Source organism: Paenibacillus sp. FSL H7-0918, from assembly GCF_038007025.1.
Lineage (GTDB): Bacteria > Bacillota > Bacilli > Paenibacillales > Paenibacillaceae > Paenibacillus_AQ > Paenibacillus_AQ odorifer.
This window is the reverse complement of the sequence record NZ_JBBOWJ010000004.1, coordinates 332777-347337: the sequence shown is the minus strand read 5'-3', so window position 1 is coordinate 347337 and position 14561 is coordinate 332777. Positions and strand designations below refer to the sequence as shown.

Annotated in this window: 9 protein-coding genes; all 9 read left to right on the top strand. The window is 48.6% G+C overall.

Annotated features, from left to right (window positions below; all coding sequences use genetic code 11):
- Positions 1 to 25 precede the first annotated feature (25 nt).
- The 9 genes from MHI15_RS26515 to MHI15_RS26475 all read left to right on the top strand — a co-directional run bounded on the left by MHI15_RS26515 (position 26) and on the right by MHI15_RS26475 (position 14514).
- Complete coding sequence (locus tag MHI15_RS26515) at positions 26 to 4279, top strand: alpha/beta hydrolase fold domain-containing protein (protein ID WP_341165090.1); 4254 nt, start codon at positions 26 to 28, stop codon at positions 4277 to 4279.
- A gap of 103 nt (positions 4280 to 4382) precedes the next feature.
- Positions 4383 to 4589: a tautomerase family protein gene (locus tag MHI15_RS26510; RefSeq protein WP_076130129.1), complete on the top strand. Its 207-nt coding sequence runs from the start codon at positions 4383 to 4385 to the stop codon at positions 4587 to 4589.
- Complete coding sequence (locus MHI15_RS26505; RefSeq protein ID WP_076130130.1) at positions 4579 to 5535, top strand: ABC transporter permease; 957 nt, start codon at positions 4579 to 4581, stop codon at positions 5533 to 5535. The genes MHI15_RS26510 and MHI15_RS26505 overlap by 11 nt, the downstream gene beginning before the upstream one ends.
- Before the next feature lie 24 nt (positions 5536 to 5559).
- The gene (locus MHI15_RS26500) at positions 5560 to 6441 is read left to right on the top strand and encodes a carbohydrate ABC transporter permease (protein ID WP_445668014.1); all 882 of its coding nucleotides are present in this window, start codon (positions 5560 to 5562) and stop codon (positions 6439 to 6441) included.
- Positions 6442 to 6505: 64 nt separating this feature from the next.
- The gene (locus MHI15_RS26495; protein WP_076301211.1) at positions 6506 to 7537 is read left to right on the top strand and encodes a response regulator transcription factor; all 1032 of its coding nucleotides are present in this window, start codon (positions 6506 to 6508) and stop codon (positions 7535 to 7537) included.
- Positions 7537 to 9333 carry a sensor histidine kinase gene (locus MHI15_RS26490; protein ID WP_076130133.1) on the top strand — a complete coding sequence of 599 codons (1797 nt, stop codon included), beginning with the start codon at positions 7537 to 7539 and terminating at the stop codon, positions 9331 to 9333. Before MHI15_RS26495 ends, MHI15_RS26490 begins: the two co-directional genes overlap by 1 nt.
- A 47-nt stretch (positions 9334 to 9380) precedes the next feature.
- A complete protein-coding gene (locus MHI15_RS26485; protein WP_076280949.1) occupies positions 9381 to 10142 on the top strand; it encodes an SDR family NAD(P)-dependent oxidoreductase in 762 nt (253 codons plus the stop codon).
- The gene (locus MHI15_RS26480) at positions 10139 to 12217 is read left to right on the top strand and encodes a heparinase II/III domain-containing protein (RefSeq protein ID WP_341165088.1); all 2079 of its coding nucleotides are present in this window, start codon (positions 10139 to 10141) and stop codon (positions 12215 to 12217) included. The genes MHI15_RS26485 and MHI15_RS26480 overlap by 4 nt, the downstream gene beginning before the upstream one ends.
- A gap of 2 nt (positions 12218 to 12219) precedes the next feature.
- Positions 12220 to 14514, top strand: a complete 2295-nt coding sequence (locus MHI15_RS26475) for a DUF4962 domain-containing protein (RefSeq protein WP_341165087.1) — start codon at positions 12220 to 12222, stop codon at positions 14512 to 14514.
- Positions 14515 to 14561: the final 47 nt, after the last annotated feature.

Below are 14561 nucleotides of genomic sequence, written 5' to 3'. Positions count from 1 at the left end.
TATACCATGTCAAGGAGGAATTTATTTGAGAAACGGACTATATAGGAAAGCTTTTCGAGTGGGCATTAGAGTACTGTTGTCTTTGGCTTTGTTATATTCGCCTTTGGAAATGCAAGCGCTTACTGAAGTTTATGCAGACGGAATAACCGATGACTATGTTACGCTCTACGAGGAAAACTTCGATGACCCTGACAATTTTGGATCTACCGGTGGTATTGCCATTCCGGGGCCTTGGCTGCAGGAAGGCGAAGGAAACAGTATGGCGAAAACTTCGGTTTCGTCCACGGCCCCGTCCGTACCGAATCTGGTGAAAATCGATGGCAAGGATGCATTGGCGCTGCCAGTGAATTCGACGGGGTACCGCAATCTTCAATTGAGTTATTATACACGGGCATCCTCCTACATCGGAGGAAGCGTCATCGTAGAATGGTCAAGTGACGGAGGGATAAATTGGACAACGCTGGAGGAATTTAAGCTGCCCCCAGGAACGCTGGAACAAAAGAACAGTGAGCCGAACCAACTCAAAGTCCAAAACTTGGGCAGCGGAGCTGACAACAACCCGAACGTCAAAATCCGGGTTCGTGTGGGGGAGCTTATGAGCGCGAATATGTACATCGATAGTGTCGCCCTCAAAGCTCAAACGATTCCCGGAATACCACCCGCAGAGACACCGGTGCCAATCCCTACACCGGCTGAACCTAAGCCGTTTGTGGTTCCTGAAGGCGTTAAGCTGTATGAAGATGTGCTGATTGGGAATGCTGGAACGCGGCCGATTTATACTTCGATTGCCGTACCCAAGATCCTGCCTCAAGCACCCGTGCCAGTGATGGTATACATTCATGGCGGAGGTTGGAATCACGGAGACCGGAAGCAAGCCCTTGCCAGTATCTGCAACTATGTAACCAAGCGAGGATATATCGGAGTATCGCTGGATTACCGCTTAACCCCGGAAGCGCCATTCCCGGCGCAAATTCAGGATGTGAAGCTTGCTATTCGTTACTTGCGCGCGCATGCGGCAGAATACCATCTGGACCCGAGTCGGATCGGTGTATGGGGTTCGTCATCAGGGGGGCATCTGGCCTCACTGCTCGGTACGACTGGGAACATTAAGTCAGGCGAGACAATCACATTGGATACAGGACATACCGTAAATGTTCCGGATTTGGCAGGAAATGGCGGTTGGCAGCAATATTCTGATCAAGTGCAAGCCGTTGTCGATCTCTACGGTCCAGCGGATTTTACAACAAACTTCGCTAATAGCTATAAATCAGTGAAAGCGCTTTTAGGCGGGAACGACGCGTTCTCTGTGCCAGACCAGGCAAGGTTGGCCATGCCTGGCACTTATGCGTCACCGGACGATCCGCCTTTTTTCATCCGCCATGGGGATGTGGATGCAACGATCCCATACACGGACAGCATTACGTTCTCCAATCAATTGAAGGATGCAGGCGTGAAAGTGGTCGATGTAAAAATTGTACCTAAACAAGGTCACGGTTTTATAGGCGAAGCGGCTGAGCAAGCAAGCGCCGAGGCTTGGGCTTTTATGGATCAATATGTAAAGAATCGAATGGCAACAACACCTGATGATGAGGTTGTATACCGCGATCTAGCCAGTCTGGCACCGAGCGACGATGCAGTCATCGACAGCAGCAAGCCCACTGTAAACTTTAATAGCGCGACGGGCAGCAGCAATGGATTGTTCAGTATTTCTTCTGGCGCCGAGAACAAGAAATATGTGTATTTTAAATTTGATGTCTCTTCATATAGCAATTCTGCAAACAGGTACATTTTTAATGTTGTTGCCAAAAAGGGTTCATCCAATGCGGACCTCGAACTTTCGTTATTCGGCCTAAAGGATATAAATTGGACTGAATCGGAGCTGACTTGGAGCAATGCGCCTGTCACAGATCTGACCATTGCTTCGTTAAGTGGGAAATTTACCGTAACGGCAGACAAATCAGGAGCTCCACAGGTTTACAGCATCGATGTGTCCGAGTTTGTCAGAGAAAGATTGTCCGCATCGGGCGGTAATATCGCTTTTCTGCTTGGTGATGCGGCAAGCACTGGAATTTCCCTCAATGTCTATTCGAAAGAAGCTAATGGCAACAGCAACCCCCGTCCACAGCTTGTTGTTCAAGAAGCGGTTGCACCTTCAAGCGACCATGAGAAACCTTCCTGGCCGGATGGAAGTTCTCTGAAAGCTGTCAATATAGGTACAGAGTTCATTCAACTTTCATGGCCGGCCGCCAGCGATAATCAAGGTATCGGCTCCTATCGCGTATACCGGGATAACATCCTGTTATCCAATGTTACCGGTGCAACGTATACAGCCGTTGGGCTTAGCCCTAGCACGGCGTACAGCTTTAAGGTTGAAGCGGTGGATCAGTCGGGCAATACATCCGTACCGCTTTCTTTTACGCGGTCAACGCTTACAGAACCCATCATTCCTTACGCGATTGCAAACGTGACAGCCAGCGACAGCGATGGCAATATCGCAACGAATACCATCGATAATAACTTGTTCACCCGTTGGTCCGCCGCAGGTAACAGCCCGTGGGTCCAATACGATTTAGGCGAACGGAAGCAGATCAGTTATTTAGGTATTGCCGTTTATAAAGGTGACACGCGTACGGCTCAATTGAGTATCGAAACTTCAAATGACGGTTTGGCTTGGACTACCATATGGACTGGTGCAAGCATGTACAGAACCATAGAGATGCAACCTTTTGATCTTCCTGACACAGAAGCCAGATATGTGCGGATCGTGGGTCTTGGAAATTCTGATGGCAGCGCGTTTACAAGTTTATCGGAGGTAAACATCTATGCGCCGTTAGCAAATGGCGATACACCTGTAGCCAGCATCCCGAACTACACACCTAATCCCCCCCGGGAACCGATCCCATTCACAGCTCCCGGATTAACCGAACCTGAGGGTACGGTGCATCCGGTTCATTCCTCACCTACTACCACTGGGCGCATCTTGAACGTGCTGGACTATAATGCTGATCTCGCCGATAACGACACAGATGACGGTATTGCTATTCAAGCTGCCATAAACAGTGCTGAGCCCGGCGATGAGGTCTATTTGCCGTCTGGGGTTTATAATTTGAACTCAACATTGGATACTCTTGTCAATTTGAAGCTCAAGTCAGGAGTAAACCTTCGCGGTGAGGATCAATCAACAACCATCCTCAAGACATCTCTCAATAAGGTAAAAAACAGCGCCCTGATGAAAGTATCCGGACAGCATGATCTGTCCATATCTAATCTCACATTGACTTCTACCTGGAACGGTGTCTACACGACGGACCATAAAGTGAACAACCCGGACGCCGGTGGTCCCGACAGCATGATTATCATCGCAAATTTTGGTGAGGTTCCGTCATACAACATCACGGTTGATGGGGTTACTGTAGAGAAGTATTCACGTATGGGTGTGCGTATCGACAACAGCCGTGATATTGTCGTACGCCGCAGCACGTTCCGAAATGCGACAGATGTAGGTCCGGGCGGTGCTGGCTATGGTGTGTCGATTCAAGGCATGGCCAAACAGGATCGCAACGGGTATGAGAACGACACGGTTTGGAATGTTGTGGAGGACTCCCATTTCGAAGGCCCTTATTTGCGGCATGGGGCGCTGATCCAATTTGTTGCCCATAACAATGTCCTGCGAAACAATCAGTTTATGAATACAAAGCTGGATGCCATCGATCTGCATGGAGAACTCGAATATTTGAACGAGATATACGGCAATGTGATTATTGACATTCCCTACGGTGCGGCGATCGGGCTGGGAAACACCGGGGGTACAGCACCCAGCAATCACAGTAAGTCAGGACCGCACAACTATATTCATGACAATACGATTCGTAATACAAGAGAAGGAATCAATGTAACTATGGGCACCCCGGATACAGTCATTGAGCGAAATGTGATTGAGAATACAACGCATATAGAGGACGCCAAGGGCATTCAGATTTTGAACGGGCCAGGTACTATCATTAAGGAAAATATCATTCGCAACAATACCGCGTCGAATTATTGGGCTGTATCCCTTGAGCATGATCCCGGCGACAGCAAAGCAAATGATATCGGAGCGGGCGACCCGCAGGACGTTCAATTGATCGAAAATTCGCTGATTGGCAATACGAACGGTATTCGACTTCTTGCTGGAAAAGGGATCATCCTGCTGGGGAATCTTATTGACAGTATAAGTCGCAATTATTTCAAAAATGACCATGTGGTAGTAGAGGGTTGGCCGTTACCGATTATACCCTAAAGAAAACACAAGCTCACTCATAGAAACTCCATATTGCAAGCGCTTTATTGTAGGTAGAATGAGGTTAGATTCATTCACTATTTAAGGAAATGGAGGAAAGCCGATGCCACATATTGAGATTAGGATGTACGAAGGCCGAACGAGTGAGCAGAAGGAGGAGATAGTCACCGTATTCACGCGGGAGTTATCCCGAATTATTGAACGGGAGGAACGATTTATTACCGTCGAATTTCAAGAAATTCCCCTGGATGAGAATGCTCCGGCGAACCTGCTGAAAACAGGACCTATAGGAAACGGTTATGAAAGCTAAGTTAACTGGGGTTGACCTTATTAACTACAAAGCCGACACGAAAAGGTCCTTGCTTTTAAACATGTGGAAATTCAGAGCACTCTATGTGATTGCGATTCCCGGGATCTTGTATTTTATTATTTTCAAGTACTTGCCGTTGGCTGGTTCAGTTATTGCGTTTCAGAACTACAATATTTTTAAAGGCTTTACAGGCAGTGAATGGGTGGGACTCGAGCACTTTAGGACGATGTTCCAATACCAGGATTTCGGAAGAATCTTGAGCAATACAATTCTGCTAGGCTTGTATGATCTTATATTCGCCTTTCCGGCTCCAATATTGCTTGCGCTTCTGCTGAATGAAATTCGGCTTGTGTTTTACAAACGGTTTTTGCAAACGGTGGTTTATATGCCCCATTTCCTATCTTGGGTAATTGTCAGCGGTATCGCCTTGGGTATCCTCTCCCCAGGAACAGGGATTGTGAATCAGGCTTTACAAGCTTTCGGCTTTGAACCAATTTATTTTCTTGGTGAAAATTCATACATTCGCACGATTTTGATCAGTTCCGGTATCTGGAGGGATTCCGGGTACGGTACGATCATTTATCTGGCCGCGTTGGCAGGAATAAACCCAGATCTTTATGAGGCTGCTGAAGTAGACGGAGCCGGGCGCTGGAAACAAACCTTAGCCATTACACTGCCGTCTCTGATACCGACGATTATGATTTTGTTCCTTCTCCATATCGGGAGATTTCTTGATCTTGGCTTCGAGCGGGTATGGGTATTCCTGAACGCGCTTAATACCGGGAACGGGGAGATTTTGGACACTTATATCTATAAGGCGGGGCTGCTGTCTCAGCAATACAGCTATACAACAGCAGTGGGGCTATTCAAGTCGGTAGTTGGACTCATTCTGGTGCTCATCGGCAACATTTTGAGCAAAAAAACAACCGGTGAATCGCTGTATTAATCGCTCTTTATGGAGGTAGGGATGATGAGAGTACGCTATACTCGCGGCCAGAATCTATTTAATGTGTTCAATATTTTGTTTCTGACCGCTCTCGCTTTGGCTATGTTTCTGCCGTTTCTGAATGTGATTGCCCAGTCCTTTAGCAGCTCTGAAGCAATTATTAATGGCAGGGTAGGCTTGCTGCCAAAGGAATTTACCGCGATCAATTATCAGTACGTTTTCAGCGATCATTCCATTTGGCGGGCGTTCGGTGTTTCCGTCTATATTACGGTACTGGGCACCGCCATTAATCTGATTGCGACAGCTTCTCTCGCTTATCCGGTGTCGCGGCCGGAATTCGTAGGACGTAAATACATCGTCATGATGGTATTGTTCACTATGGTATTCAGTGCCCCTCTTATTCCAAACTTTATCCTGATCAAAAATTTGGGGCTTATGAACTCCTTATGGGCACTTATGATTCCGGGGGCCATCAGCGCATTTAACTTTTTCGTGATGAGAAGCTTCTTTATGCAGCTGCCTCAGGAGCTGATAGATTCCTCCAGAATCGATGGGTGTGGCGAGCTGCGGATCATAGTCAATATGGTACTGCCGTTGTCCAAACCGGTAATGGCCTCATTGGGGATTTTTTACGCCGTCGGGCACTGGAATACGTACATGAGCGCTCTGTATTATATCAACAAGCCGTCATTATGGCCTCTGCAAGTGATGTTGAAGAAGCTCTTCGAGACGGACGATATCAGCATTGATCCGGCTTCCTCAGTTTATAGCTCTTTGGCCCACACCTCACCTGAGGGCATCAAAATGGCTGTTATCATTGTCGCTACTATTCCGATTATCATGATTTATCCGTTTCTTCAACGCCATTTCGTTAAAGGAATGATGGTCGGATCCGTCAAATCCTGATCTATCATAGTGTGGTAGAATAGGAACGCGTTAAGCGAGACGAATCGGAAGGTGGTATCCATGGATGAGATGTGTATTAATCGTAGACGACGAGCCCATGATTCGAAAGGGACTTTCTATCATGATCCAGCAATGCGGCGAGCATCCGTATAACATTAAGTTGGCTCAGAATGGCGAGGAGGCCATCCAGCTCATTATGGAGGAGCAGCCGGATTTTCTTTTTACAGATATCCGTATGCCCAAGGTAGACGGACTGGAGCTGTGCCGGCGGCTGTCGGAGATGGAGACGGATATTCAGACTGTTGTCATCTCGGGTTATGGGGATTTTGAATACGCCCGCCAATGCGTGTCCTATGGAGTGAAAGAATATCTCCTGAAACCCGTGAGCAAAGGGAACCTTCAAAATGTGATCGCCAAACTGGAAGCGCATAGAGAGAAGTTAGAGAGTTTTGTCTCTGTCGCTAAGCTCGATGAATGGGTCGTGCGTATGGATGATGCCATCTGGACCTTGGATAAAGAAAGGCTGTACCTTGTACTGAAGGAATGGGAAACTGACTTCCTCCAGCGTAAGATGAGCCGAATTCAGCAAAAAGAGCTTCTGGAAGAGGGCTATGCTTTACTCGTGAAGAAGCTGCGTGTCAATTCAGTTACACCCGGTAAAAGCGTGTTAGACTTGTCCGCAGCAGCTGGACCTGAGCAGTTATTTCACTGCTTCGCAGAAGCGTCAGCAGCTATATTGGAAGAGCTTCGTAGAAAGCGCAAGGGTAAAGCGAAGGATCCGATAGAGGAAGCAAAAGCATTTATTGAAAAGCATCTCGCCCAGGAAGTATCGCTGGAAGAAGTGGCGGAAGTGCTTGGGCTAAATGCCTCTTATTTCAGCCAGATGTTTAAGCACTCAACAGGAGAGACCTTTGTACATTACCGCATAAAACGCAGGATGGAGAAGGCCAAAAGATTACTTGCCGATGCAAGCTATCGGATCACCGATATTTCCTATGAAGTCGGGTATGCAGACCATCCTCATTTTACGAAGACGTTCAAAAAGTTCACCGGGCTGGCTCCTTCTGAGTACCGCAACCAGCTGGGGATCGATTGATGAGAAAGAGTCTGTCGAACAAGCTGTTTGCCTCCTTTCTGACCGTCATTCTTCTATCCTTGTCCATGGTTGGGTTTATCTCTTATTTTCAGGCTTCGGCTGAGCTGGATAAGTCTTCTGAGAAGTCCATTGCTCAAGTCATCAGAAGTGCGTCTTATCAAACGGATCTGTATTTGCAAAATTATGAAAAGGCTAGCGATTCCATCCTGTCCTACAATCAAGTCAAGGAGTTCTTGGATATGGACCCGGAGGATAGCTTCTCCTACTATCAATATACGAATGACATTCAGAAGTATTTGTTTCGTTCTTTGTTTATTCTGTATCCCCAGATTAATCTGATGTACGTCATCGGTGAACACGGCAAGGCCATTAGCGATGATAACTCCTATCAGGCACATAGCCTGCAGTTTCATCCTCAGGAACGCTACCGTTTCTTAAGCGAACATACGCCGGAGAGCGGCCGCATCACCATTCTCAACACGAATGTGATGAATGAAGGGGATAAGAACATTATTACGATGGTCCGCCGAATCAGAGGTGTCTCTTCCTATCGTCCCAAAGGTATAGTCGCCATTGAATTCAAGGCTGAGGATCTGGCCCGTATATGGGAACCTCTTGATCTGGGACAGGGCGGGTCCTATTTTATCATGGACGAATTCGGCAAGCTCCTTTACCGGGCGGAAGGGAATAATAACCACCCTGGGTTATCTGCTGAGCACATTCAGAATGTATTTCAACACCCAAATGACTCTGTGGTGGAAAAAGTAGACGGGAAAGAGTATTTGTTCGTGTCGAGAAAATCCGAATATTCCAAATGGCAGCTTGTAGTATCCATACCCGTTGGTGAGCTGCGCAAGCCTATTTCTACCATTCGTACGACCACGCTGGTGGTGGGAGTTCTCACGCTTGTCGGCACACTGCTCCTTGCAGCCTGGTTCGGACGATCCATCACGAAGCCCATCCTGATTCTTAAGGAGGGCATGAGGGAGACGGAAAAAGGCAAGTGGCGCAGGCTTGAGATGAACGGCCGTCAGGATGAACTGGGGGGATTGATGCGCAGCTACAATCTCATGGTGACCCGGCTGTCCGAAATGATTGAGCGGGTATACGAAGCGGAGCTTACCACCCAGAAGGAGGCTCTGGAGCGTCATCAAGCTGAATTCCAGGCACTCCAGCTGCAGATTAATCCGCACTATCTATATAACACATTAGAGACTATCAAATGTTATGCGGTCGTTCAGGATTCGGATGAAATCACAGAAATAGTGGAGGCCATGGCATTCATGCTTCGCTACTCCATCCAAACTAATCTGGAGGAAATTACGATTGCCAATGAGCTTAATCATGTACTGAGCTACATGACGATTCTCAAGCACCGGATCGGCAGAGAGTTCGAAATTGACGTAGTGATTCCGCCGACGCTGCTACTGGCTAAGATGGTCAGGCTGACACTTCAGCCCTTGATCGAAAATATTTTTCAGCATGCGTTTCCCGAGGGAATTGAAGACAAGCACTATATTAGAATCGACGCCAGAAAAGAGGGAGATCGTTTTCTAGTTCTTGTAGAGGATAACGGCGCAGGGATGTCCCGCGAACGGCTTGATAAGCTTCGTGAGAAGCTGAATCTGAATCAGCTGGCGGATACGGAAGGAGACTCCCTCTATCATAGAGGTGGAATCGGGCTCATGAACGTGCACCGGAGAATTCAAATGGTGTTCGGTGAACAATACGGATTAAGTGTCGAAAGCGTGGAGAATGAGGGAACCCGGTTGATCTTATCCATGCCTGCGGAGTGAGGAAAAAGATGTTTTCAGAAAAAATTACTATTAGGAGGAAATAGGCAATGAAAATTGATTTGACTGGTAAAATTGCGCTTGTTACAGGGTCCAATGCAGGGATAGGCCGACAAATCTTGGAGACTTTGGCTGCTTCCGGCGCCAAAGTGGCGGTAAACTATTTGTTCGGTTCTGCGGAGGAGACGGTGGACGCGATCCGTCAGGCCGGAGGAGAAGCTTATGCTTTTCAGGCAGACGCAACAAGTCCTGGTCAACTGGACAATATGGTGAAGGAAATAGAGGAGCATTTCGGCGGAACCATCGATATTCTCGTCAACAATGCAGGCGGCATGATCAATCGGGTTCCCAATACTGAAATGAACGAAGAGCATTACAACAAGGTGATGGACGTCAATTTTAAATCATGCGTGTTTGCCTGCAAAGCCGTATCCGCAGGGATGATTGCCAAGAAAAGCGGTAAAATCATCAATGTATCTTCCCTTGCGGCCCATGACGGCGGCGGACCGGGCGCTTCCATTTATGCAGCGGGCAAAGCTGCGGTATGGTCTTATACCAAGGGACTTGCCAAGGAGCTGAGTCCTCACGGGATTAATGTAAACGCTATCTCTCCCGGATTTATCGGTCAGACCGCTTTCCATGCTACCTTTACTGCGGATGCGGCAAGACAGGCAACGATTGCGAAGATTCCGCTGGGCCGGGAAGGTGCTCCACAGGATGTGAGCAATGTGGCACTCTTCCTCGCTTCAGAGCTGTCGGATTATCTGACAGGCGAAATTATTGAAATTAACGGAGGCTTGTTCATGCGATGATGAACCTTAAGGAGAAAGCAGATACTTTTTCCTGGGTTGGTCTTGAGGTGGATAAATTGAAAATGGAGCTGGATCCCTTCCGGAGAGAAGAGATTCTGCTCCCGACAGAACCTGGTGGCTGGTGGCACCAATATGTATGTCCCCAGCATCATACTGAGCTAATCTTCGATGTTATGGAGCAAGATGCGGTTGTCTTTTCTTGCCCGAAGGGCTGCAAGCTGGAAGGTGAGCCCTACCGGGGAGCATGGCTGGTATACCGGCATCAGGCAATGGCGCGATACGCGCTGCAAGCTGCCGTGGTATTCGCCGCAGACGGAGAAGAATTCTACAGCAGCTTAGCCCGGAAGATTCTTGTCGGTTATGCGGAGCAGTTTCCTTTGTATCCGGTTCATCCCGATGCTCAACCCTGGATGCTTAGTGGCCGTGCCTTTCATCAGGCGCTGACAGAGGCTATCTGGTCCACTACGCTTATTCGGGCCTATCTGCTGCTTGTGGATCATGGAGTAACGTTCGCTGGGGAGGAAGAGGTAAAGCTGCAAGTGTTCTTCACGATGCTGGAGGAGAGTATGGAGCAATACCGCCACATCCTCATTTACGAGAAGAAGAATGCAGAGAATAATTATACCGCATGGCTGAATGCTAGCCTGGCTTGTGTATATGCCGCCAAGGGTACCAGAGAAAAGCTTGCTTCTTTGCTGGAGGGAGAAGGCGGATTCTATCATCATCTGTCCATTGGCGTGAAGCCAGATGGTTTTGAATTTGAAGGCAGCACGTACTACCATATTTTTGTATTGCGGGCTTATCTCATAGCAGCCGAGATGTACGGGCGCTTCGGGATTGACCTCTATGCTGCCAAAGGAGAACAGGGACAATCCATCCGTGGCATGTTTCAGTTGCTGGCAGAGCTTAGCGGCGATAACGGGGAGCTTCCAGCCGTGCATGATGGTCCTTATGCGCGCGTTCCTTTCGCCCGAGAAATTGCTGAAGTATTTGAAATAGGTATTGCGGTTTACCAAGACCCGAGTCTCCAGCCAATACTGGCGAATGCTTATAGATATCTATACGGGCAGGAATTAAGGACTGGTCTGGAGGCAGTGCTGTATGGAGCAGGTGAGAGTAAGGAGCTTCAGACCAGTTACAGGGTGAGAGACTCTGTCCTACTGCCGGATTCCGGATTCGCCGTGCTCCGCCACCCGGGCAATCCGCTGTCCGTGCTGGCGGATTTCGGAGAGCATGGCGGATCACATGGACATTTCGACAAGCTTCATATCACGATTATGCACCGATGGGGCGAGGTTGCTCCCGAACTGGGTATGGTTCCTTATGGATCTGTTTTGCGCAAGGAATGGTATTCCGAAACTGCGAGCCATAACACGGTCACCATCGGAGGTCGTTCCCAAGCTCCACATACCGGAAGCTGCTGTCAATTTCGCCAGGAAGGCAACGCTACGTACTTATGGATTCGTTCAGACGGCGCCTATGAAGGAGCTGTTCTAGAGCGGCATCTTGTATTGGCCGACGGTTGGCTGCTGGATTGGTTTCATGTTGAGCAAGTAACGGAGCGGAGTCAGGAAGTAGACTTATGGTTTCATCCGACGGGACATTTGCTGTTACCGTTCGACCCTCACCGTGTCGAGACGGACTCTCCGACAGTCCTTGGTCTGGAAGCTGGTTATGGCTCAGTAGAAGTACTGTCCGCAATGAAAAATGAGACGGATTGTCCGTTAAATACGGAGTGGAATATCCGTTATGATGGAGTGAGCACCTGCCGGGAGTATGAAGTATCCACGAGTACTCTACTGGCGCCCGGCTCCACTATGTATGAAATCCGCACACCGGGTAATGCCGAAGACCCGAGTAGATTGCTACGAGGTATTATGCTTCGGCACAAAGGCCCGTCGGTTGATTTTATTACGGTTTATCGGGACGGTCACGAACCTGCTGTACTGAAGCTAGTGAGTCAGGTGGGCGAACCGCCCCAAATCCAAATAGCAACAACTGGGCAAGCAGTGGTGTATTGCCTTGACCCTAAAGCGGGACTGATTCAGGAAAAGTCCCGGAATACGGAGGAGTAGAGATGTTAGAACCTTTATTTCAACCTACCAGCGGCGTACTCGACCTGTCGTATGGGCCAGATGAACATATAGATGTTGGAGAGAATCCTCCGCGGTTTACTTGGATGCCTGCTTGTCTGGAAGAGAGCATGTATGAGCTGCAGATCTCCTCAAAAACTGAATTTGAGTCTGAAGATACGTTGACCTACAGTAGAATTCCCTATAATTTGTTTACCCCGGATAAGCCGTTGGCGCCCGGCTCGTATTATTGGCGATACAGTCTTATCGGGGAGAATGATATCCGTTCCGAGTGGAGTAAAGTAAGAGCTTTTGTGGTGGAGGATGAATTGCCGCTAACGCCACTGCCTTCCCGTACAGAACGATATTCAGCTGTTTCCGCCAACCATCCGCGGCTTTGGCTTCAATCGGAGCAACTTCCGTCTTACCGGGAAGTTGTCCGCCAAGACCCGATTTCAACTGGCTGGGAAGACTTCCTGAAGCATTCCGTTCTACCCTGGACAAAGCGCGAGCTTATTCCCGAGCCTGCACCGTATCCAGATAATAAGCGTGTCGCCACACTATGGCGGCAGATGTATATGGACTGCCAGGAAGTCTTCTATGCTATCCGGCATCTTGCTATAGCTGGAGTTGTGTTAGAGGACGAGGCGCTTATCGCCAAAGCTAAAGAGTGGCTGCTTCATGCTGCAAGCTGGAACACAGATGGTACCACCAGCCGGGATTACAACGATGAATGCTCCTTTCGCATAGCCGGAGCGTTGGCATGGGGCTATGATTGGCTTCACGGCTCTCTGACGGAAGAAGAACGCCTTAAGGTAAGGCAGGCGCTACTGCGAAGAACCGGGCAGATCGCATTCCATGTCATCGAACGTTCCCGCATCCATCAAGTTCCTTATGACAGCCATGCGATCCGCTCTTTATCCTCTGTACTCGTACCCTGTTGTATTTCCATGTTGGGTGAGGAGGAGAAGGCGCAGGAATGGCTTGATTATACGCTGGAGTACTTCTCCGCCATGTATACCCCATGGGGTGGCAAAGATGGCGGGTGGGCAGAAGGTCCGATGTATTGGACCACTCAGATGGCATTCGTTACGGAGGCGCTCAATCTAATTCGCAAATACATGGCAATCAATTTCTATGACCGTCCTTTCTTTCGCAAAACAGGTGACTTTCCGCTCTATTGCTTCAGTCCGGATACCATGAGGGCCAGCTTCGGCGATCAATCGTCACTGGGAGATCCGGTCAATCTCAAAACGGGCTTCAATATCCGCCAATTCGCCGGTTTAACCGGGAATGGCCAGTACCAATGGTATTTTGAGCAAACTAAGGAACTGAACCCTGACACCCAGATGATCTTCTATAACTACGGCTGGTGGGATTTCCGGTTCGATGAGATGGTTTATCGCATAGATTATCCGCAGATTTCTTCAGAGCCACCGGTGGCTGCAGAACCTTTGAAGTGGTTTCAGGATGTGGGATGGGTGGCCATGCATCATCGGATGGAGGATCCGCAGGAACATATCATGCTGTTGACCAAGAGCAGCCGTTACGGCTCTGTGAGCCATAGCCATGGGGATCAAAACGCCTTCCTGCTGCATGCCTTCGGCGAGCCCTTGGCTATTGAAAGCGGCTATTACGTTGCATTCAACAGTACGATGCATATGCAGTGGCGCAGGCAGACCCGCTCCAAGAACGCAATTCTTATTGACGGCAAAGGCCAATATGCTGGCACGGACAAGTCGAAGAACATGGCAGCCTACGGCAAGGTGTTGAAGGCGTATAGTACGCCCGGAATCAACTACACGCAAATGGATGCCACCGAAGCCTACCGCGAGAATGTGCCCTATATCAAGCGGTATGTGCGGGAAATATTTTTCTTTGATAGCGCTTACTTCGTTATCACAGACAGTGTCGAGCTGGAACGTCCGGGAAAATTGGATTGGCTGTTTCATACGCTGTATCCCATGAAGCTGAAGGATCAATCTTTTAAAGTACATGGTAAAAAAGCTCAGTTGGAGGGCAGATTTGTCTATAGTTCCTCGGGAGAAATGACACTTAGCCAAAGCAATCAATTTACAGATGTAGATCCGAAAGAATGGGAAGGGCTGCCCGAGCATTGGCATTTGACTGCCTCTACTCAAGAGGCCGTAAGCCATCGGATCGTCACTCTTCTGATTCCCCAAAAAGCAGGAAGCCGGGATTACGTATCGTACTTTATGGACGATCAGGACCATGGGGTTCATGTCTACTTTACGAATCAGGGGATTACCCACCGGGTTGAGATCCCAAAAGCTTATTAGTCTTAAGATATCTTCATTTTACGTATACACCCCATTGTACAAGGAGA